19 protein-coding genes are annotated in these 22,387 nt (G+C 40.9%); 9 read left to right on the forward strand and 10 right to left on the reverse strand.

All coding sequences use genetic code 11. The annotated features are described in order from the left end of the window. Positions 1-75 precede the first annotated feature (75 nt). Positions 76-429, forward strand: coding sequence for a helix-turn-helix transcriptional regulator (locus tag HWQ43_RS06025; protein WP_292731244.1), 354 nt, complete (start codon positions 76-78; stop codon positions 427-429). Positions 430-449: 20 nt separating this feature from the next. On the opposite strand, the gene HWQ43_RS06030 is transcribed toward HWQ43_RS06025, so the two are convergent. The 3 genes from HWQ43_RS06030 to HWQ43_RS06040 all read right to left on the reverse strand — a co-directional run bounded on the left by HWQ43_RS06030 (position 450) and on the right by HWQ43_RS06040 (position 2,756). Beyond that, positions 450-1,229: a nucleotidyl transferase AbiEii/AbiGii toxin family protein gene (locus HWQ43_RS06030; RefSeq protein WP_292731246.1), complete on the reverse strand. Its 780-nt coding sequence runs from the start codon at positions 1,227-1,229 to the stop codon at positions 450-452. Further along, positions 1,226-1,462: a hypothetical protein gene (locus HWQ43_RS06035; RefSeq protein ID WP_292731248.1), complete on the reverse strand. Its 237-nt coding sequence runs from the start codon at positions 1,460-1,462 to the stop codon at positions 1,226-1,228. The genes HWQ43_RS06030 and HWQ43_RS06035 overlap by 4 nt, the downstream gene beginning before the upstream one ends. Positions 1,463-1,544: 82 nt before the next feature. Continuing rightward, on the reverse strand, positions 1,545-2,756 hold the full coding sequence (locus HWQ43_RS06040; protein WP_292731250.1) for a glycosyltransferase: 1,212 nt from the start codon (positions 2,754-2,756) through the stop codon (positions 1,545-1,547). Between the two features lie 122 nt (positions 2,757-2,878). Here HWQ43_RS06040 and shc point away from each other — a divergent pair, with 122 nt between their 5' ends. Then, positions 2,879-4,795, forward strand: coding sequence for a squalene--hopene cyclase (shc, locus tag HWQ43_RS06045; RefSeq protein WP_292731252.1), 1,917 nt, complete (start codon positions 2,879-2,881; stop codon positions 4,793-4,795). A gap of 155 nt (positions 4,796-4,950) precedes the next feature. Here shc and HWQ43_RS06050 read toward each other — a convergent pair whose 3' ends face one another. Beyond that, positions 4,951-5,397, reverse strand: a complete 447-nt coding sequence (locus tag HWQ43_RS06050) for a molybdopterin-binding protein (protein WP_292731254.1) — start codon at positions 5,395-5,397, stop codon at positions 4,951-4,953. A 375-nt stretch (positions 5,398-5,772) separates the two neighbouring features. Here HWQ43_RS06050 and HWQ43_RS06055 point away from each other — a divergent pair, with 375 nt between their 5' ends. Continuing rightward, a complete protein-coding gene (locus HWQ43_RS06055; RefSeq protein ID WP_292731256.1) occupies positions 5,773-6,570 on the forward strand; it encodes a hypothetical protein in 798 nt (265 codons plus the stop codon). A gap of 578 nt (positions 6,571-7,148) precedes the next feature. Here HWQ43_RS06055 and HWQ43_RS06060 read toward each other — a convergent pair. Further along, positions 7,149-7,808, reverse strand: coding sequence for a sugar transferase (locus HWQ43_RS06060; RefSeq protein WP_292731258.1), 660 nt, complete (start codon positions 7,806-7,808; stop codon positions 7,149-7,151). A 1,194-nt stretch (positions 7,809-9,002) separates the two neighbouring features. On the opposite strand from HWQ43_RS06060, the gene HWQ43_RS06065 reads away from it, so the two are divergent. Further along, complete coding sequence (locus tag HWQ43_RS06065; protein WP_292731260.1) at positions 9,003-9,296, forward strand: hypothetical protein; 294 nt, start codon at positions 9,003-9,005, stop codon at positions 9,294-9,296. Between the two features lie 2 nt (positions 9,297-9,298). On the opposite strand, the gene HWQ43_RS06070 is transcribed toward HWQ43_RS06065, so the two are convergent. The 5 genes from HWQ43_RS06070 to HWQ43_RS06090 all read right to left on the reverse strand — a co-directional run bounded on the left by HWQ43_RS06070 (position 9,299) and on the right by HWQ43_RS06090 (position 14,010). Beyond that, on the reverse strand, positions 9,299-9,979 hold the full coding sequence (locus tag HWQ43_RS06070; RefSeq protein WP_292731262.1) for a response regulator transcription factor: 681 nt from the start codon (positions 9,977-9,979) through the stop codon (positions 9,299-9,301). Further along, positions 9,969-11,408: an ATP-binding protein gene (locus HWQ43_RS06075; protein WP_292731264.1), complete on the reverse strand. Its 1,440-nt coding sequence runs from the start codon at positions 11,406-11,408 to the stop codon at positions 9,969-9,971. The genes HWQ43_RS06070 and HWQ43_RS06075 overlap by 11 nt, the downstream gene beginning before the upstream one ends. Positions 11,409-11,979: 571 nt before the next feature. Next, positions 11,980-12,264: a hypothetical protein gene (locus HWQ43_RS06080; RefSeq protein WP_292731266.1), complete on the reverse strand. Its 285-nt coding sequence runs from the start codon at positions 12,262-12,264 to the stop codon at positions 11,980-11,982. Then, positions 12,258-12,461, reverse strand: coding sequence for a hypothetical protein (locus tag HWQ43_RS06085; protein ID WP_292731268.1), 204 nt, complete (start codon positions 12,459-12,461; stop codon positions 12,258-12,260). The genes HWQ43_RS06080 and HWQ43_RS06085 overlap by 7 nt, the downstream gene beginning before the upstream one ends. 334 nt (positions 12,462-12,795) lie before the next feature. Continuing rightward, positions 12,796-14,010, reverse strand: coding sequence for a GAF domain-containing sensor histidine kinase (locus HWQ43_RS06090; protein WP_292731270.1), 1,215 nt, complete (start codon positions 14,008-14,010; stop codon positions 12,796-12,798). Positions 14,011-14,978: 968 nt separating this feature from the next. On the opposite strand from HWQ43_RS06090, the gene HWQ43_RS06095 reads away from it, so the two are divergent. The 5 genes from HWQ43_RS06095 to HWQ43_RS06115 all read left to right on the forward strand — a co-directional run bounded on the left by HWQ43_RS06095 (position 14,979) and on the right by HWQ43_RS06115 (position 22,364). After that, on the forward strand, positions 14,979-16,193 hold the full coding sequence (locus tag HWQ43_RS06095; protein ID WP_292731272.1) for a glycosyltransferase: 1,215 nt from the start codon (positions 14,979-14,981) through the stop codon (positions 16,191-16,193). Between the two features lie 139 nt (positions 16,194-16,332). Next, entirely contained in the window at positions 16,333-17,523 is a 1,191-nt protein-coding gene (locus tag HWQ43_RS06100; RefSeq protein WP_292731274.1) for a glycosyltransferase family 4 protein, read from the forward strand. A gap of 174 nt (positions 17,524-17,697) precedes the next feature. Further along, positions 17,698-19,896: a polysaccharide biosynthesis tyrosine autokinase gene (locus HWQ43_RS06105; protein ID WP_292731276.1), complete on the forward strand. Its 2,199-nt coding sequence runs from the start codon at positions 17,698-17,700 to the stop codon at positions 19,894-19,896. Further along, positions 19,886-21,355, forward strand: a complete 1,470-nt coding sequence (locus tag HWQ43_RS06110) for an O-antigen ligase family protein (protein ID WP_292731278.1) — start codon at positions 19,886-19,888, stop codon at positions 21,353-21,355. The genes HWQ43_RS06105 and HWQ43_RS06110 overlap by 11 nt, the downstream gene beginning before the upstream one ends. A gap of 43 nt (positions 21,356-21,398) precedes the next feature. Then, a complete protein-coding gene (locus tag HWQ43_RS06115; protein ID WP_292731280.1) occupies positions 21,399-22,364 on the forward strand; it encodes a glycosyltransferase family A protein in 966 nt (321 codons plus the stop codon). Positions 22,365-22,387: the final 23 nt, after the last annotated feature.

Genomic DNA, 22,387 nt, shown 5'->3' on the forward strand with positions numbered 1-22,387 from the left:
GCCTTCCTACTTAATTCTATAATTCGATAATATCGAATAATAAAAATATATGCCACCTGATGAGATAATGCAACTATGAGATTCCTTTATCATCCAGATAGAAAAAATATTTCTTTACCGGGCGTGTTGTATGCATTGGGCGACCCCGTGCGACTAGAGATTGTGCGGCTGTTGGCGACTGAGGGGGAACAATGCTGTGCGAGGTTTGATTTTGCGATCGCTAAGTCTACGATGTCCAACCACTTTAAGATTTTGCGGGAGTCGGGGATAGTCTTTACACGCAAAGAAGGGACACACCATATTAACATCCTGCGGCGTGAAGATTTAGAGGTGCTGTTTCCAGGGTTATTGGATGTGGTATTGAAAGCCGCTCAACCATTGCCTGTTGAACCCGCCAGTGCTAAACAAACAGCTGCTTCAAGGATTTAGGGGCATTGGGCATAACCTGTTTAAGAATCTGCTCGTTTTTCAATTTGTGTTTCTAAATCAGCAAAGACATCATGTTGTTCTCGAAAAGTTCTTGGAGTGTGAGATAAACCTAAATCTGTAGAGAGCAAATCAATACCATCGATAATTTTAGGTATCTGAGATCGATCGACTTGCAGACCGAGAAAGCATTTTTCCCTGTAATCTGGTCTTTCCTGAAAGAGTGTGATCGCTCTTTTCAAAGGGCGCATAACTTGATAAGCTTTTTCAGCCTTCTCAATTGATACTTGAGGGATTGGCGATCGCAGCCTGAGAACTGCTAGATCGATTAAATCTCTTGCCTCAACGCTGTCATCGGCGTAACGGTCAGAATTTGACAGCAGCTTAGAAGTAAAACAGTCATTCAAGCTTAAGCAGGGAGCGAGTGACCACTTTAGATATCTTGGTGGGTCTAGTTGAAAACGAGTTTCGGCAATAATTTCCGTTTTAATCGGCACATCGTCTACAAAAACGAGCATCCGAATTCCATATTGGTCAGTTGTGCTACGTCCAACTTGGATTTTACTTAAATCTCGAAATAATGCTTCATGCCCACCCTCAAATACCACTTCCCGTAGGTATTTGTAGCCTTCTGTACCAACAGAAGCGATAAAATCAACGTCCTTACTCCAACGATATTCTTCAAACTCAAATGCAAGAAGGGTTCCGCCACCGAAGTAAGCAGAACCCTTCTTAAGTATGTCCGAATCTAAGGATTCAAGAACTGTGAGAATTTGATTATGGTGTTCTAACCTGAAGGTCATAAACAAACTTGCAACCAGGATTTATAGCGTCTGGCAAGTTCCTGAAGAAAATTGAGTTCTTCGCCTTCAAGATTGTTAAATAAATTGTGATACTGCCAGCCACGCTCATAGCGACTCAGCATTTGTTCTGAAGTAAACCGATACACATCGGCAGTCTGCCAACAAATCGACTCCAGAAAAGGCAGCTTTTTGGGGACAGTAACAGGATTAATTGTTGGTGTTGCCGTTGTCATAGTTCTTTTAATCAACCACTTTAGGCTTACTTTTACTTTAGATTAGCACTACCGAATTTTCTAATCTCTAATTTTATTCTAGCTATAAATTATCCGAACTGGGATAAACTCTTCCTTTCCAAGCGCCGCCGCGCCCTTGCCAGTGACGTAGTGCTGAGTCTAGAGTCATTAAAGTATAGAGAAAAGCGATCGCAGGTAAACTAAATGCTAACCAAGGAGAACATTTATAAAAGCGGATCGTCGGGTAATAAGCCAAGGACATTAACAACCATCCTAATAAACCTGTAAGTGCGATCGCCCAATTGCTCCAAACTGCACCCAGAATCACACATATAGGAGGAGCTAAATAAATCAGAGGCATTCCCACCAAAGTTCCTAATAGTAGTAATGGCGAATAATTCAGTTGGGTATAGGCAGTACGAGCAACCATATCCCAAATCGTCGCCAGCGAGTCATAAGGGCGCAAACTCCGAGTCAAGCTACTCAATCCTAGCCAGATACGACCTTGACTAAGCATTGGGTTATTCTCCCTGTCCCCTTGTCCCCCACTCTTCTTAACAGCTTTAGCAAGGGCGCAATCGTCAATTAAAGCTTGGCGAATGACTTGAATACCCCCGATTCGCTCTAAAGCTTCACGGGCGATCAGGATTGATCCTCCAGCTGCGGCGGCTGTGGGATTGTTGGGATTATTCACCCAGCGAAAAGGATAGAGTTTTTGGAAGAAAAAGACGAAAGCTGGAATCAAAAGTTTTTCCCAAAAGCTTTCACACCTGAGCCGCACCATTACCGAAACCATATCTAAATCTTCCTGCACAGCTTTAGCAACCAGCCGACGGAGATTACCAGGATCGTGTTCGATATCTGCGTCAGTTAGCAAAAAATAATCGGGTGCAAATTTACTAGCGCTCTTTATACCCTGTTCAACTGCCCAAAGTTTACCCGACCAACCGGGGGGCAGTGAAACGCCAGAGATAATATGCAATTGCTGAGGTTTACCTAAAGCGTGTGCAACCCCTTCGGCAAAATTTGCTGTCCGGTCTGTGCTGCGATCGTCTACTAAAAATACGTTGAAAGAACCGGGATAATCTTGGAGTAAGAGCGATCGCAAACTAGTTGGTATTAACTCAGCTTCGTTACGGGCTGGAACCACGGCACAAACTACAGGTAACGATTCTAGCTGAGTTTCTGTAACCTCTAATTGCTGGTCTGTCCGCCAAAACTGTCCCCAAAAACACAGTAATCCTAACCAAATTGTCAAGGATAAGAGCATCAATCCTAATACAATTACATCCATGACCTATTGCAAATTTTCAGTGACTCAGACACAATACTATGTCTACTGAATAGAGGAAAAAAATTTTTCACTGTAGTGCCGCGTTCATAACTAGGTTGGGTGTTGAGGTTAAATAGGATTTGATGCAAACACAAGACAGGGTAAAAGTCAATCAAGTCGCAGATGCGATCGCAGCTAGCCAAGAATATCTGCTTTCAATTCAAAATCCGGCAGGTTATTGGTGGGCAGAGTTAGAATCGAATGTCACCATCACTGCTGAAGTCGTCCTCCTCCATAAAATTTGGGGAACAGACCAAACAAGAGCTTTACACAAAGTTGAAGCATATTTGCGTCAAGAGCAACGACAGCATGGTGGTTGGGAACTTTTCTACGGTGATGGCGGAGAACTCAGCACCTCGGTGGAAGCTTACATGGCGCTGAGGCTGCTAGGTGTACCAGCAAACGATCCGGCGATGATTCGGGCGCAAGCTTTTATTCTTCAACGCGGTGGTATCAGCAAAACTCGGATTTTTACCAAGTTACACTTAGCTTTGATTGGCTGCTACAACTGGCGCGGTATTCCCTCGCTGCCACCTTGGATAATGCTGTTGCCAAAAGCTTTCCCTGTCAATATCTACGAGATGTCTAGTTGGGCGCGTTCCAGCACAGTGCCGTTGCTGATTGTATGCGATCGCAAACCTGTTTTTCTCACTGACTCAGCTATCAACCTAGATGAACTATACGCTGAAGGTGTTGATCAAGTCCAATGGGAATTACCCCAAACTGGCGATTGGACAGATTTATTCCTTACCCTCGATCGGGGGTTTAAGTTGGCAGAAAGCCTTAATTTAGTACCCTTCCGCCAAGAAGGCATCAAAGCCGCCGAAAAATGGATTTTAGAGCGCCAAGAAGCTACAGGTGACTGGGGCGGCATTATTCCGGCAATGCTGAATTCAATGCTAGCTTTGCGCTGTCTAGATTATGACCGAAACGATCCCATTGTGGAACGAGGTTTGCAAGCAATTGATAACTTTGCCATTGAAACCGAGGATAGCTATCGGGTACAGCCTTGTGTTTCACCCGTCTGGGATACGGCTTGGGCAATGCGTGCTTTAGTAGAATCTGGCTTTGCACCAGATCATCCGGCTGTCGTCAAGGCTGGAGAATGGTTGCTGCAAAAACAAATTTTAGATTACGGAGATTGGGCTGTAAAAAATCGCCAGGGAAAACCAGGAGCTTGGGCGTTTGAGTTTGAGAATCGCTTTTATCCCGATGTAGACGACTCGGCTGTGGTGGTGATGGCACTACATTTGGCGAAACTCCCGAATGAAAAAATCAAACAGGCTGCGATCGCTCGTGCCTTAAACTGGATTGCATCTATGCAATGTAAACCAGGTGGGTGGGCTGCTTTTGATTTGGACAACGATCAAGATTGGCTTAACTCAATTCCCTATGGCGACTTGAAAGCCATGATCGATCCAAACACCGCAGATGTTACCGCTAGAGTCCTAGAAATGCTGGGTGCTTGTGATTTGTCAATTGATAGTGATAATTTGGAGCGATCGCTAACTTATCTTTTGAGCGAACAAGAAACTGAAGGCTGTTGGTTTGGTCGTTGGGGTGTAAATTATATCTACGGTACTAGTGGCGTTTTATCAGCCTTGGCGTTAATAGATCCTCAAAGGCATAAACTCAGTATAGAACGAGGAGCGGCTTGGTTAGTTGGATGCCAAAACCCAGATGGTGGTTGGGGCGAGACTTGCCGCAGCTACGACGATCCCAGTCTCAAAGGAAAAGGAAATAGTACTGCATCTCAAACTGCTTGGGCTTTAATTGGCCTCTTGGCAGCAGGTGAAGCAACTGGTAAATTAGCTCTTGAGGTGATTGAGCGGGGAATTGACTATCTGGTGGCAACTCAAAAGCCCGATGGTACTTGGTTTGAGGCAGACTTTACAGGTACTGGATTCCCTTGCCATTTTTATCTTAAGTATCATTTATATCAACAATACTTTCCTTTAATTGCACTAGGTCGCTATCAAGCAGTGATTAAAGGAGGTTAATAATCGTTTTTAGTAAGGTAGCACACCTATGCTACCTTATGGTGATTTTCAATTTCTACGAAAACAGCTATTACATAAGCGATCGCATCAACTATATATACTCAAGTAAAGAAAGTTTATTCTCTTAATATCTAACACCCAAAATCAACGTATTTCTATTCTCTAGCAATGACAATATCGTTAGATTTAATAACTGCATAAGCTTCTTTTCCCTCAGATAATTCCAACTCTTCTGCGGAAGCTCTGGTGATAATCGAAGTTAATTCTACTTTATGAATAATCTCCAAAGTAACCTCACTATTAACTGCTCCATAAACAACTCGTTTAACCACACCTTTAAGAATATTGCGAGAACTAACTTTTAATGATTTCTTCTGAATACTACTTTCTATGTCAGGCTTTTGAGTGTAATAGATATCTTCCTGTTTTTCTTGCTGAGTTGCTGGTGATATTGGTGTTGAGGACTGCTGAGTGAGACTACGCACAAGTTCCCGCAGAATCTCAGTCTTAGTACGTTGAGACTGTTCGCAGAACTCCTCTAGAATCTTCCGCTCGTCCTCTGAAGTTTGAAATGTAACCCATCCTTGTTCTTTTCTTGGCATAATAATATTATTATCAATTTTGGTTATCTTGGTAAAATTTTACCAAGTGTCAATTCGATACGTCGTTTTAGTAATAACATTTTTTGTCGGTATTTTCGGCATTTTTATCGCAAGTTAATCAACTATTCTCATATAGTTAACTACATATATATTTATTTTTTTCTAGATGCGAAATATTTTGTTACTTGAAATCGTCTAAATCATCACTAAAATAATACCAACTAAGATGGTATAACATTGGTCTATGGTATTTGTTGGGATAGCTACGCTTACGCAAGGATAATCTAACAGAAAATTCCACTGGCGTAGGCGTAGCCCGTCGCAGACATCGCGTGAGTGCCGTAGGATTATTTAACGTGAGTTCACAGCCGGGGGATGAAACACTTAAAATCGCGTTCTCAAGACCTGCGGAGTTTATTTGAGAACAATATCACTATTGAATACGTGGCAGAACCCCTGAAAGCTATGCCAGCTGATGCGGAGGCGAAAGAAGTGCTGCATTGGATGCAAGCACAAAATTTTGATGTTATCGGTGTTGAGACTGGAGATATTATTAGCGGTTATGTAGAACGCTCTAGTTTGATCCCAGGCAAAAAAGGTAAATGTAGCGACTATCAACGGGTGTTTCATCCCAAAGAACTAATTGCCATTTCCACCCCACTGATAAAGTTGCTACCTATTTTGCAACAAACTCCGCGATTGTTTGTTTTGGATTGCAATCAGGTAAGTGGTATTGTTACCTGTGGTGATTTGCAGAAAGCACCCGTGCGAATGCTACTGTTTGGCTTAGTAACCCTGCTAGAAATGAATTTGCTGCGGCTGGTGCGGATTTACTATCCTCAAGATTCTTGGCAAAAAGTCCTTAAACCTGAGCGTTTAGAAGTTGCTCAACGACTATGGCGAGAGAGTCAGGAAAGAAACGAAGCCACCGATTTGTTAGATTATCTGCAATTCTGTGATAAGCGAGAGTTGATTTTAAATCAACCAGAACTTCTCCAGCAACTAGGACTAAAATCAAAACGGTTTGGCGAACGTTTCCTCAAGTCTGCTGAACAGTTGCGAAACCGATTAGCTCACGCCCAAAATTTAGTTAGTGGTTCCTCTTGGACAGAATTGATTTCTCTAGCAGAAGCGATGGAAAAGCTGTTAATTCATTGTGAGGAAGTTGAGTAAACTAGTCAGCTTTATTTAACACTATTGAACCAGCCGATCAAATCCGCTGCTGTCGAGAAATTTAATAGCGCCTCACTTACCTCGACTTTATCCATTTTTGTCGTAACGTGAACGCTTATGCTGAAACCTTTGTGAGACAGTAGTTTTACTTTTTTCACTTTATCGATAATCTATGACGTGAAAAAAGTATTTGCCAAAAGACCAGGGTTTTTGCCGTATCAATAAAACCGAGTTATTAATTTTCGATAAAGTCGAGCTTACAGGATGTTTGAAAAATTCTCTTGTTGATATCAAAAGTTTTAGCTCCCTCTCAATCCCCTTGAAAAAAAGAGACTTTGATTCTGGTTCGCCCATTTTTAAGGTAGGTTAGGGGGGATCTAAAAGTGGCTAAAGTCACAACGAAACACTTTTCAAATAACCTCTTAAATCCTCTAATTGAGTCAGAGACAATACTTCAATCTGTAATATCTAAAACGGCCTTCTCTACGAGACGCTACGCGAACGCCTACGCAATTTTGGAGCAACTGTTGCAAGCTTATTTTTGAGTGAACTTATAACTTTTTTCTATTAACTGTACGTTAGCAAGCACCGCTCTTATTTGACACAACTTTTAAAGTTTTCAAGATTAGACTAATATCATAAACGATAGACCACTTACGTTGGTAGTCTAAGTCCATGTGAACAATATCTTCAAAGTCTTTAATACTGGAGCGACCATGAGCCTGCCATTCACCAGTCATACCCGGCTTGACATTCAACCGTTCCCAGTGGTGCTTTGAGTAGTGTATCACTTCATTAGGAGTGGGAGGGCGGGTGCCGACTAAACTCATTTCCCCCAGCAGCACGTTCCAAAACTGAGGGAGTTCATCTAAGCTAGTGCGGCGGAGAAACCTTCCTACACTGGTAATGCGGGGATCATTCTCATTTTTGAATATTTGATCGCTTTCAGCTTCATTCTTAACTAGATGCTTAAGTTGGTCAGCTCCGGCTGACATCGAACGGAATTTCCAAATTCGGAAGTGACGCCCATTCAAACCACAGCGAATTTGACTGTAAAAGATAGAACCTTCGCTATCTAACTTAATGGCGCTCGCAACAGGAATTGCTACGACTATTGTAATCGATAGCCCGATAACAGCACCCAAGATATCAATCATTCGCTTGGCTTTACTAATTACAGAGGGATGAGTTGGAAGTTTAGATTTAGGAACAGTATGGGTATCATCTAGAACTTGCATATAAAAACGATCAGAAGTAGAGGTACACAGTAATTACAGTTTCAGTAAGTAAGTTTATAAACTCAATCGTCTGCACATTTGTTTATTTCGGTAACTTGTAAAAGCTGGAATGAGATTTTCTAATAGGTTAAGCAAGTAAATATGTAACCAACCAATTTGTTTTTTAAGATATTTGCAGTGACGGTAGCGGTCAATACTTCATGGTTAAGCATTGAACATGGTTACGACGGCATCATAAGTCTCATCAATTTCAAATACTTAATTCATCTGAGTCACTTCAAAGATAATCCGATAATACAAGACATTGTAGTTGCTGGTAAGTCAGCAATGCCTGCAACAAAACTGAAATTTCTAATTTGTCAGGCTTTTATGTTACTTAGACTCTTTTTTATATGTAAGTACCATAAAAGATTTGATAGCACTTGAAACTTTATTCACAAGTTTGAGTAAATAATTAGCTAATTGCACGTATACTTTCGTACACAAATAGCACTATAAAATACTATCTGATGGCTAATTAAGTTATTTTTTATGCAGTATCCTAATGAAGAATAAAATTATCCAGTTAACTATCCGCTTGGCTGTAGCGTACAGATAGTCTAAATTTCATAATATAGTGAGTAAGCTACAATAAAACCAATGTATGTTTAATTTGGTAAAAACTCTGAAATGACCAATTTATATACTATTCGCTGAATTTACATCTTTTTACATAGCTTGATTTTTTAACGCTGCTTACTAATTACACTAGATAAAAAACAAAAAAATCAGGAATTTTACAACTACGGAAATAAGATAATAAACAATTATTGTCATGCAAAATTAATCTTGAATACATGATATGCTAAGTCAAAATATTTCAAGTGCCGAGTGAGAGATTTTGTTTATCTCATCATCACTATAGTCAGGTAATAATGGCAGTCTGTGGACTTGTCAGATTGCGGCTTAATTGCTCATGCTTTTTATCTGCTAATACTTGAGTTTGTCTGGAAAAAAATAGATTTTTTTCTATCTTTATGCTCCTAACTGATGATTTAGCCCGACTTATTCGCCCAAAGCCTTATTGTTAAGTACATTAAGCGTTTACGATCAGCTACGCTGGGCGGTTACGCCATCGCACTTTCTTTATAATCGCTAAAACCAATGTATGGTAAGCATTTCGTATTTACGGATAAGTCTAAGTATATAAATTATATGAAAAGACACCGAATTATGATTATTGGTAGCAATGTCACTACCGTGCAGCGCGTCAGCGGTCATTGCCTAAAACAAAATGCAGAAGTTTTTCCATATTACAGTATTCCCACACTTGAAGAAATCGCTTTGTTTGCACCTGATGTATTGGTGCTATGTCTGCCCATACCTGGTAAATTCCATCACCAACTACTTCAACCTTGCATTTTGTGGTCAGAACAACTCATGAATAGCAACTCACCACTGGCTACCACTTTTACAGAATTATCTGCCTGTTTAAATAAATTCCTCTAAGCTTAAATCAACCCTTGGCGTACAGCTAAAGCTGCTGCTTGAACACGATCGTCAACGCTAAGTTTGTTAAGAACCATACGTACATAAGACTTGACTGTTCCAAGTGAGAGGTAAAGTTGGTTTGCAATCTGCTGGTTTGAGCGCCCTTGTGCAATCAGTTTCAGAATCTCGCGTTCACGATTACTGAGAATAGGCTGCGCTATTACCTGAGATACAGGAACATCGGGAGCGACAGCGGTTGACCTAAGCATCCGAGCGACTTTTTGAGCTATTAGAGGATCTAAATAAGCACCACCTTGAAGTATTAATTGAATGACAGCGATAAGTTGTTCCCATTCAATGGTTTTAAGGCAGTAACCATCAGCACCAGCTGCAAGCATCCCCATGACCTGGATATCGTCGTCGAAGGCACTTAAGGCTAGAACACAAGTTGTCAAGCAGCTACTTTTTATCTGCTGGGTGGCTGTAATCCCATCCATAACTGGTAGATCGATATCCATTAAGATTACATCTGGTTGGAGTTGGCTAGCTAATTCAACAGCCTGTTCACCGTCCAATGCCTCTCCAACTATACTAAAACCAGGTTCTAGGCTAAATTGCCCTTTCATTCCTCGGCGGATTAAAGCGTGATCGTCAACTAATAGAACCCGCACAATTTTCTCTTCGTCAATATTAGTAATCATTCTTGCTACATCTGGTTATATTCTGTTCATCGTTGCAATCAAGGTTATTTATGGCACTTGGGAGAGTAAACCAGAAAGTACTTCCCTCTCCAAGAGAACTTTCGACACCAATGTTTCCTCCGTGAGCCTCAATAATTTGACGACATAAGTACAAACCAAGCCCACTTCTTCCACGATGCCCTCGTCCTTGAATAAAACGGTGGAACAGCTTTTCCTGAGCTTGGGGTGTAATTCCTGAACCGTAATCACGCACCGAAATCTTCACTTGGCCTTCTTCATAAGGCGTTATCTCAAGAAGAATTTCCCCTTTGGGCTTACTTACCCGTACAGCGTTATCAAGTAAGTTTTGTAAAACCCGTTGAATTTCTAATTCATCACCGTAGACAGTTGGCAGCAATTGAGAAATTTTACAAACGAAGCCTAACTCACGTGTAGATGTTGCTTTTACCTGACCAATTACTTTAATTAAAATCTTTTCCCAATTCAGGCGATCGTAGGCTAAACAAGCGCTGCGTGCTTCATAACGAGAGATATCTAAGAGGAGTTCAACAAGCTTAAGCAGCTCCTCATTAGCTTCATGGTACTCTTCAAACACTTCCTTCCAGGTGTCATTTACTGAACCAAAAGCTCCTCTGCTCATACACTCTAAAGTGTTACGAGTGGCAAGTAAAGGAATACGTAGGTCATGGGAAAGTGCAGATATCATGTCTTCAAGCTGTTGGTTACGCCCCTCAATGCTTTCTTGACGGTGACGAGTCTTATCAGCGATCGCGTTAAGAACTCCAGCTAGTTGCCCGATCTCATCTATAGAAGAATGGCAGAGTTGCACTTCCATTTGTCCCGCTTGCCAAAGTTCACAAACTTGTGTCAATTTGTTTAATGGAAGCTTGACTCGCCTATACAACAACTGAAAATTTAAAACCGCTCCTAACAAAATAACTAATGTGCTGAAAATGTTTATCGCAGTATTAATATCATTCAAGTGCCGTACACGATTTTTGCGAACCCTCAAAAGCATCTCTTGGCCCTGAATCAGGTTCTCAATCTCGTTGCGCAAGGAATCAAATAAAGTGCTTTTTGCCAGAGCAGATTTGCTGACAGAACCAGAAAGCGCTTTTTGCTTCAATTCCCTTTGCCACTGGTTATAGATATATCTAATTTTATCGAGTTGCTTTATTTGAGCAGGGTTGTCTTGTACGAGATTGTACAGATGATTGAAGTTAGGCTTTTTATCACCATAATCTATAGAATTGGTTTGTCCTCGACTGGAATTTTCTAAAAAACCTTTTTCTTCATTATCTATCACAGCATTGAGTAGATTTTCTCCTTCTTGCTCTACCAATAAAGCATGGGTTACCTGGTCACATGCTTCATGATTTAGGTGTGCTATGAAAAGGTTGAAGACTTGCTGTCCAAATAAAAACAACACTAGTACCGAAATACTAGTATGGAGAGGAGTTAAAAAATTACCTTTTCTAGATGAATGAATTAGGAAAGGTATCAAGTTAATAGCTATCACTATCTAATATCTCCACCACCTTAATTACAGTTACCTAGCATACTAATTAAAATTCCAGACTCTCGAACTGCAACCGCTTCCCTGCTTGCTATCAAAGTTGTTATTTAAAAGTGTTAATTGTTCATATATTACATATAAAATCCTTCATTTTTTATAATTTTAGTATTAACAACTCAAAGTATTAAGTAAGTCGGCGTTAAAAAAGAAACATATGCAACTAACTGTAAAGTCAGCAAAGAGCTTATAAATGAATCGTTCCAGGGTTTTTACAAAACTCAACATATCTTGGTTTTATCGTGCCGACTTACCTAAATAACGGAGTAAATATACTTACATCTTTACGAAACTTAACATAATATACACAAATTAAAAGTCTTTTAGATAAAATTTCCTAGTTAACCCACTGTCAAATTTATTATTAGAGATTATTTATGAAGTTAAATCTAAAATAAACATATTTTTATGAATTGTCTTAGTATGTTTAGCTACCGTTAGTCCCCATAAAGACTAGTTCGAATTGCTGCCACCTAGCCTCCATCACATTAGGCTCATTGCTGATAGGCTGGTGTAAAAAGGCGATGTCTATCCATGTTTTTGCTCTGCTGAAAGAGCGAAAAAGTCCTTCGCCCATGCCAACGATTTCTCCATACAAATACAGTACAGGAATTTTACTTCCCGTCTGCGATCTACCAACAGTCTGATGTAGCAGTACAAACAGGTTTAAGGGGTGTAAATATGACGAAAATAGCCAGGGCAACTCTAGCAATACAAATTGTTTTCCCAAACAGCGTCCAGAAACGGCGCTCGCTCATCCCGATCGATAAAGTCCAAGATATGAATAGCACTAAGAAAAGATACAGCCCTTGCTCTGACTGGTTCCCTGCCTAGAGCCAGGGAACCCATTCTGGGAGGGCTGCCGCCTCCAGTAGCTTGACAAGAGGCAGAAGCCCACTTTAAATACATTCCCAGCCTCCAGGCTGGGAACAAGACGACACAAGCCTTTGGGCTTTTCTTAGCGCCATTCGTCCAAGCAAGATATAAAGTGTATTTGTATCTTTACACAAAATGTTACAAAAAATAATATTATATTTAAATCGCTCAGTATTTAAGCCAAAGCCTTTTATTTAGCGAGCAAAGCCAATAAAACTAATGTAGCTTTATCGCTTAAATTTTTAGAAAGTACATATTCATACGGAAAAGTGCAAAATATAACTATAATTATCAAAATAAAATCTTTACAACTGTCTATTATTAAATTGCTTGAAATCATTTATACATCTTTTCTCGATTTCAGTATCTAGCTTTTGAATAAGGTGACAGGCAAGGTAAACCAGAATGTAGTACCCTCACCGACAGTACTTTCCACGTTGATAGTGCCTTTGTGAGCTTCCACAATTTGAAGGCATAAGTAGAGACCTAACTTATCTATGTGATTCCGTCCACGTCCTTGAATAAAGCTGTTAAAAAGGTTTTTATTGTCTAAAGGTGTAATTCCCAAGCCATTGTATCGCACTGATATTTTTACTTTCTCAACTCCAAATAATGCTACCTCAAGGGTAATTTCTTGGTCTGGATTATTGACTTTTACAGCATTATCAAGTAATGTCTGCACAACTTGTTGAATCTCAAGAGCATCACCATACACAATCGGCAGAAAAGAAGCAATTTTATATCTAATTGGATACTTTTGTTTCCGAGTCGCATTGCTGCGGATAATGGTTTCGGCAAAAATGTTTTTCCAGTTAATAATTTCGGACTTCGAGCTTTTAGAAACTTCGGTTTTGTAGCGAGATACATTTAACAGAGCTTCGACAAACTTCAAGAGGTCTTCGTTAGCTTGGCGGCAATCTTCTAGCACATCTCTCCAAGTGTCGCTCACAGAACCAAAAGCTCCACCTAGCATCGCATACAGAGTGCCACGAGTAGCTAGCAAAGGAGTACGTAGATCGTGGGAAAGGGCAGAAATTAGGTATTCAATCTTTTTGTTTTCATCACTAGTTATACGTTCTAGTTTATATAAATTACGCTTTAACTCCATTTGAGTCATGACTTGGCGACTCAACGCTTGCAATGCTTCCAGTTGTTCTGAGTTCATCTGTCGTGGTACATGGTCTATCACACAGAGTGTTCCTAAAGCATATCCTTCCGGTGTTATTAGCGGCGCACCAGCATAAAACCGAATATAAGGGTCGGAAGTTACTAATGGGTTGGTAGCAAAACGCTGATCGAGTAGTGTATCTGAAATAATCAAGGTGTCATGGGGCTGCAAAATCGCGTGGGCACAGAATGCCAGATCGCGGGAGGTTGATTCACTGTCTAATCCGACTTTCGATTTGAACCACTGACGGGACTCATCAATTAAGCTGATTAAAGCTATGGGAGTACGACAAATTTGTGCCGCTAAACGGGTGAGATCATCGAAGGCAGTTTCACAAATAGTGTCTAAAATCTGATATTGGCGCAGGGCTTGGAGCCTGAGGGTTTCATTCTCAGTTAATATAATTTCATTCATTAGAAGAGTCTGAAGCATGATCTGCGTATAGAATAAAGATAAATCCTAAGATTTACTTTTGTCATCTTTCTATCGCAATAAATCTACTATTCTTAGCATATTGCCAAGGATTTATGCTGTAGGAAGTAAATATTAGAAATCACATACAACTAGGTGGATAGCTGAGTGGATAATTTTATTTCACCCTAGAGGATGCTGTTTGCATTGATGCAATCTTAACCACTGTTTGTGATAAACCCTCAGCACTCAGGTTTAATAGGGTTTTATCTTGTTCACGAGTCAGAAATACCCTTAAATGAGTGTCCATATCTCAGTTAGCTCGGTAGATGCATTCTCCCTATTTATTTATCTTTGCATGGTTTGGTTTTTTGGTGCTGACTTACTTAGTATAAAACTGAGAGTGTACTTGGGCGATCGCAAAAGCCTACCTAGACTTTGTAATTCTGCAACTAGTTCCCAACTTTAGAGGATTTTTAATGGCCAATTATATAGAAATCTCTGGATACTTTGGCAAATCAGTAGGAAAGCGACAAGCCTTGACAACTTTACTCATTTCTAGCTCTAGCTACTAATCTAGCTTTCTGGGTCTTAGCCTTAACAGTTCTTCAGTTATTAATTTACCAGGAGCGGCGTCAAACGCCAATGTTAAGCTTAATGTCACAAGTTGTATTAGCTCCAACTGATGATACCAAGCATTTACCCTTAGTAAGCCAAGCATTGTTACACAGGTAAGTCATAATACCCAAGCGGATAACTTGGTGGATAACTATATATTTGACTAGGACAGTATCTATAGATAGTGTTGCTCTTTGAGCTTTCAAGGGATGCTATAGGGGTAAAGATACTTAACTACTTAGTAAAACGCTCAGTATATTTTGGACGTAAAAATACAAGCTTAATTAGCCAAGATTTTTACATAGTAAAAGTTACAAAAACCGTGGGGAGATATACGGGGATTCATAGAAGTCATGCATAAACCTGTTTTGACTATTTTTTACCAGTTTAATCCTTGGCACTCTACCATTGGAGGAATACAGACACTCATAAATACATTTATTAAATACGCTCCCCGTGAATTTGAGGTGCGACTAGTAGGGACAGGAAGCGATCGCACTCAAACAATCGGTAAGTGGCAAGAAGCAGAATTAGCAGGTAGAGAAATTCGTTTTTTTCCGCTTTTTACCCTGGAAAATGATAACTTCCGAAGTCTGGTACCAACCACGGTTAAGTATGCAGCTGCGCTTGTCGGTCATCGCTTGGAATCAGACTTTATGCACTTTCATCGGCTAGAACCAAGTTTAGCAGCCTTGAAATGGCGAGGAGAGAAAACCCTTTTTATTCACAACGATATTCATACGCAGATCAAAGCCGTAGGTGATAAAAATGCGATTTTATGGCGGAAATTTCCCGCAGCATATTTTGCATTAGAAAGCTTACTAGTTCGGCAGTTTAGCCAGATTTTTTCATGTAATACTGATTCAGCACAATTGTATAAACAGCGGTATCCTCTAATCCAAGACCGTGTTGCATATATCAAAAATTCATTTGATAACGAGATTTTCTACCCCTTGAGTGAGGAACAGCGAGAAGCACAGAGACGGGATCTGGCAAAAAGGTTGAGTTTGAACGCAGAAACACGCTTTATTCTGTTTGCTGGGCGGCTACATCCTCAAAAAGATCCGATTTTGCTAGTACGTGCGATCGCAGCTTTAAATGAACCGCATACTCACTTACTGATAGCTGGGGATGGAGAATTGGCAGCAGATATACGTACAGAAATTGCTCAGTTAGGATTGTCTAGTCGGGTAACGATGCTGGGGGCAGTTCCCATAGAGGAACTGGCGCGGTTGCATCGTATCAGTAATATCTTTGTCCTTAGCAGTGCCTACGAAGGTCTACCTTTAGTAGTTCTAGAGGCACTTGCCAGTGGAACACCAGTAGTTACCACTAGGTGTGGTGAAACTCCAAAGTTACTAGCGACTGACAATGGAGTTATTTGTGAAGTGCGATCGCTAGAGTGTTTAGCAGATGCTTTGCAACAAGTAATTCTACATCCAGAAAATTATCCAAGTGCGTCCTGCGTGCGCGCTGCACAGCCTTATGCTGCTCGTACTGTTGTGAGGGATGTTTACAGCGACATGTTCACTCGCTGGGAAAAGCGAAATTTCTCAGTTGTTAGCTAATTATCAACTTGCGGTTAAATCCAATACAAAGATGCTGTTGTTGAAGAGAACCAGTAATACTGAATTTAGCTCTACAACACAAGCATACGCACATATTCATTATCGCTTTGTACATTTTTTTTGAGCATAACTTTTGACTATGAAAATTGCCGTGATTGGTGCAAAAGGTCTACCTCCCAAGCAGGGCGGAATTGAGCATTATTGTGCAGAAGTTTATCCCCGTATGGTTGCACAGGGACACTCTGTAGATTTATTCGCCCGTTCTTCCTATACTCATAGTTCTTGGCTTGAAAGTTATGACTTTCAGGGCGTTCGAGTTATATCTGTGCCCAGTGTAGATTTTAGAGGGATAGATGCTTTTGTCACCTCCGCACTGGCAGCGATCGCGTCTATTGCAAAAGACTATGATATTGTTCACTTCCATGCTTTAGGACCCTCTTTGTTTACTTTTTTACCTAGAATTGTTAACTCTGCAAAGATTGTCGTTACCTGTCATGGGTTAGACTGGCAACGTGCAAAGTGGGGCAATTTTTCTACCCGTTTAATTCAAATGGGAGAGAAGAGCGCAGTCCGTGACGCCGATAGAATAATTGCTGTATCAGAAGCATTGCAAACTTATTTTTGGAAAACATACGGTAGAGAAACAGTCTACATTCCCAATGCTCCTGCCAGCTACGGTGAATCAGACCCCCATTTTTCCTACGGCAAGCAATTAGGTTTACAGCAGGGACGCTATATTTTGTTTTTGGGTAGACTAGTACCAGAGAAGCGTCCTGATTTGCTCGTTGATGCCTTCTCATCTCTCAAATCATCTGGATGGAAACTTGTTTTAGTTGGAGGCGTTAGTGATACTAAATCTTTTGCCTCAAACCTATTAGAAAAAGTTGCTAATAATCGAGATATTATCTTTGCCGATGAACTCCGAGGATCTCGTCTTTGGGAGATTGTCCGAGGCGCAGGGTTATTTGTTTTGCCTTCAGATTTGGAAGGACTACCCCTGTCCATGTTAGAAGCTATGCAAGAAGGTATACCAATACTAGCGAGCGACATCCCACCTCACCAGCAATTGATTAATCAGGAACGGGGAATCCTTTTTGAAGCAGGAAATTTAGCATCTTGCATTAATTCTTTAGACTGGGCAATTCATCACCCCCAACAATTAGCAGCAATGGCTCGGAATTCACAAAAATATGTGCAGATGAATTATAACTGGGGATGGATTAGTGCTGAACATCTAAAACTGTATTCTACACTTTTGAAATTACCCGAGCAAGTAAGAATTATGGACTTGAGCAACAGTGGAGTTATTGGGTCTACTAGTCAAAAATAGGCACTGTTTGTCTAATTCCAGGAAAGAAAGGAGCAACTAGTTCATCAATAATTAAAAACTACAGTTGATATATTTATATAAAATATCATACATATCAGTTATTATGGCCGAGTGTAAAGCTTTCTCTAAGTATGCTTTAGTTATGTCCATACTAAGTTGACAAAGGCATTTGTGATGGAAAAAAGCATCTCATCCTTACTAGCAATCTCAAAGAGGCGAAGTTTACCTGCCTTGGCTACTTTTATTGCCACGCTCGGCACTTCAGTTGCCTACCTTGCGGTTGCTCCGCATTGGTATGAAACTTCAGCACGACTGATGCTTGATGAGAAACGGGTGAGCCTTTCCGAATTAGGTCGCGACTTGACACAAGTACCTTCAGGTACAGCTGGTGGCCCTAGCCCACTGGCTGACCAAGCAGAGTTTGTTAAGTCACAACCTGTTTTAGAAAAAGCAATAGTACAAGTCAAAAATGATTTACCTCAAAACCAACTCACAGTTTCAGAAATCAGGAGAGGGTTAAAGGTGAAAATTGTTCCTGCTACTAATATTCTAGAACTAACCTATCAAGGTAGAGACCCAAATTTCGCAGCTGAACTAGTGAATGCTATCTCCCAGACGATGGTTGAGGAAAATGCTAAAGCCATCAGTTCAGAAGCTACCAAAGTACGTGTATTTTTACAAAAAGAAGTACCATTAGCTCGCCAAATACTACAAAGAGCGGAAATTGCCGAAAACAGATATAGGCAAAAAAGTGGCATTATTTCTATTGATGACCAAACGAAAAGTTTGGTACTCAGTTTAGCCAATCTAGAAGACCAGGAACGCACTCTAGTTGCCCAACTGCAAGAGGCAAAGTCTCGTGACATATCCCTGCGGCAAATTACTGATGCTAAAACCATAAACAATGCTTATGCATCTGTACGCAGTGGTCAAGATGAACAGGTCAAGAATTTACGCACCAAGTTAGCAGATTTAGAGACACAAATCATCCAAACTCGTTTACGCTTTACAGAAAACAATCCTACTCTCATCAAGCTGATTGAGCAACGAGATGCTATTCGTGCTTTGTACACTCAAGAATTGGCTCGTGTGTCACCTGGGAATGCAACTATTCCCCCTAGTAAGGTCGCATCCGATTCACTTAGTCAAGAACTCAGATCCAAGCTGATAGTTAATGAGATTGAGCGCTTGGCAATTGAAAATAAGCTCAAATCTGTCCAATCTCTCCAAGCTAATCTCCAGACTCGCCTTGCACAACTACCAATTAAAGAGCTACCACTGAGCGCTCTTGCCCGTCAACGCCAACAGGCTGCGACCTCCTTAAATATGCTACAAAGCAAACTGGAAGAAGCACGTATTGCTGAAGCCCAAAAGGTTAGCAATATCCGAATTATAGAGGAAGCGCAACCGCCAACATCGCCTACTTCACCGAAAAAAGCAGCTGTGCTGGTGATTGCCACTTTCTTTGGGGCTATTTTAGCCATTGGGGTTGTGCTGTTGCTGGAACTCATGGATAACAGGCTACATGATGGCTCAGAAGTAGAAGAATTGCTCAAGCTACCAGTGCTTGGAGTCTTGCCGCGTTTGCCTGTGACGATGCTTAATCTTGAACCATCTGAACAATTCTTGGATGATGTTGCTTTGGTTGAGCCTTACCGTATGCTTTTGAAAACGTTAGAGTTTCGTAGTACTCATAAACCAAGGGTCATTGTTGTTAGCAGCAGCATCTCCGGAGAGGGGAAATCAGTGGTAGTTTCCCACTTAGCTGCCGTCTCAGCCATGTTATCTCGGCGGACATTAATTATTGATGCAGATTTGCATATACCTGTGCAGCACAGACTGTTTCATTTAGCTGCCAATCCTGGGATTACTGAGGTAATTAGCGGCAATAAAACCTTATTAGAAGCCGTACAGCGAACAGATATTAAAAACCTGTCGATATTGACTTGTGGGGAACTGCATACGCGTCCATCACAATTGTTAGAGTCAGCTGCTATCGAGTCTCTCATAGCAGAAGCCGCAACCAAATATGATTTAGTTATTATTGATACTGCTGCAATCAGCGATTTTGCTGATGCAGCTACACTAACGCAGCAAAGTGATGGAGTCATAATAGTTACACGCCCAAGTTTTACTCACAAGGGGGTATTACAAAAGTCTGTCTCAGAATTAACAGAAAATCGTATATCTATTCTAGGAGTAGTTGTCAATGGCATAAAAAATCAGACTAGAAAGTCTTACCACTATCCCCGACAAGATTACCAAGCTCAATTTAGACCCAAGAAGCATCTTACTTATCTCGAAAGTCCTCTGAATCATTCTGCAAGAAATCAGATATCTATGTCATCAAAGGGCTTAAAAAATGGTCAGTAATCACCACAAAAACCGCTTCTCTTATCTAGCGCTCTGGGTAGGAGTGTTAGGTGTTGGAATTGGTATTGTTGTAGGGTTACTCGCAGGCGTTCAACCCCTTTTACTAGCTGTCGCTTTGGTTGCAGTGGCAACGGTAGTCTCATTTTTTACGAGCTTTGAGCAAACTGTACTGGGTTTGTTGATCCTACGTAGCTCTCTTGATCCTTTCTCAGTTCAGCAAATACCAGCGGCGTTTGCCCTCGGACTTGACGCCCTGACTATATTATATGTAGTTGTGCTGTTGCTAACAGGACGGACTGTACAAACTGATAAGTTTTGGTGGTTCTTTGCAGGTTGGGTAGCCCTACAAAGCATGTGGATCATACTCATGCCATTGGGAGCACTGGCTTTAGATGGTTCATATTTACCATACGGTCTCCGCGAGTGGGTGCGACTGTTTTCATGGGTAATGGTTTATTTACTGGTGATGCAGCTCAAGGGCAGAATCCCTCCAAAAACGATTATTTCCATGCTGTTCCTCGCGCTGATCTTACCGACTACGATAGGTTTGATGCAGATGTTCGTGCCTTCACTTGTTCCTTCTTTCCTGTCGGGTGGTGGTGGGGAAATGGGACATCTGCCATCCGAAGGAGAATCTCGTGTCAGGGGAACTCTCGGTCTTGCCAATACCTTCGGAACCTTTCTATTGCTGTTTATTGGCCTGACTTGGTGGAAGCTAAACCAGTCACAGCAACGTTGGCCTTGGCTGCTTTTACTAGGGTTACTTGCATTTCTCTTCGTGGGAACAAAATCCCTGTTTACCTTGGTGATGCTGGCCGTCTTTATTCTGGTTTTGATTGCACCTAAATTAAACATTATTAATCTGTTAGGTGGATTGCTGTTGTTTGCGATAGTCATTGGGCTGTTCACCAGTTCAGATTTTGGACAAGAGCGCCTTGGCTCAATCTCTCAAACACCGCTACTGAATCCAGACATAGACAGATGGCGAGCAATTCTCTTATCACAAGGAGACAACAATAGTTTTAACTGGCGAATTGCTCAGTGGACTTTTCTACTACAGGCTTGGGAGAATTATCCCATCTTTGGTACGGGTATAGCGACATGTTCCTTCTTAACTGTCTTGCATAACATGGCTCATAACGATTATGTGCGAGCTTTAACAGAACAAGGGGTTGTAGGTCTTTGCCTGTTCCTCATCTTTCTAGGCACTCAGGTTATACGTCTTGTCCAATTACTCCGAAGTACCCGCCGTGGAAGCGCTCAAAACGATCTGATATTGGTTATGCTTGCCATTTTGCTAGCCGTTTCTGTAGGAATGATTACTGAGAATATTTGGAGTCACACAACTCTGTTTTTCTATTGGTGGACTTTATTTGCGATCGCAGGCTGGAACTGGTCTGAGCTAAAAGATCCTGAAAAATCTGCGTCTGTCAATAACTCTTTACTCGATTTTTCCTAATGTTCATGTTTTTCTAAAATAATAAACGGTAAAATTTTTAACTATGCCAAAAGTTTCTATTGTGATTCCTGCCTATAATTCTCTAAAATTTCTTCCGGAAACGATGGAAAGTGTTTTTAAGCAAACCTTTAAAGATTTTGAAGTTCTCGTTGTCAATGATGGGAGTTCTGATGATACTGAGCATTGGGTTTCTCAAATAGCAGATCCGCGAGTCAAACTGATTACTCAAGAAAATCAAGGATTATCTGGAGCCAGAAATACAGGTATTGCTCATGCGAGTGGAGAGTATATTGCCTTCCTAGATGCTGATGACCTTTGGGAACCAACAAAGTTAGAAAAACAAGTGCTTTGTCTAGAAGAAAATTCTGAAATTGGTTTGGTATACACTTGGGTATCATTAATCGATGAGAACGGTAATTTTACAGGAAGAGTGTTCAAAAACTATGCCGAAAACGATGTTTGGCATAAGCTTATTGAACACAATATAGTTGAGAGCGGAAGTGTAGCTATGGTTCGTCGCCAATGCTTTGATACTTGTGGCCTATTTGATCGGAATTTACGCTCATTTGTAGAAGATTGGGATATGTGGCTGAGGATAGCATCTCGTTATCCTTTTAAAGTAATGAAAGAACCTCTAGTTTATTATCGACAACACTCAACTAGCGCCTCTAAAAATTGGGAAGCGATGGCACGAAGTTTTGAGATCGTTATCGAAAAAGCTTTCTCTGCTGCACCACCCGAGTTGCAGTATTTGAAAAACCGAAGCTATGGTTTTGCTAATCTCTGTTTAGCTTGGAAACCTTTACAAAGCCGCGCTCAAGATTGGAAAATTGCAGCTAGTTTTCGTGCAAAAGCTTTGTCTCACTACCCTTGGATTTGCTTTTCACAAGAATTTGTGCGGTTGAGTATTGCGATTATTCTAATGCGGCTATTTGGGACTGATGGTTACCAAATATTTTTATCCTATGCTTATACATTGCGTCAGCGCATAGTAGCGATGGCACGTTGAACCATCATCTTAGCAGTAATTAT

This window comes from Nostoc sp. JL31 (assembly GCF_017114965.1).
Classification (GTDB): Bacteria; Cyanobacteriota; Cyanobacteriia; order Cyanobacteriales; family Nostocaceae; genus Nostoc; species Nostoc punctiforme_A.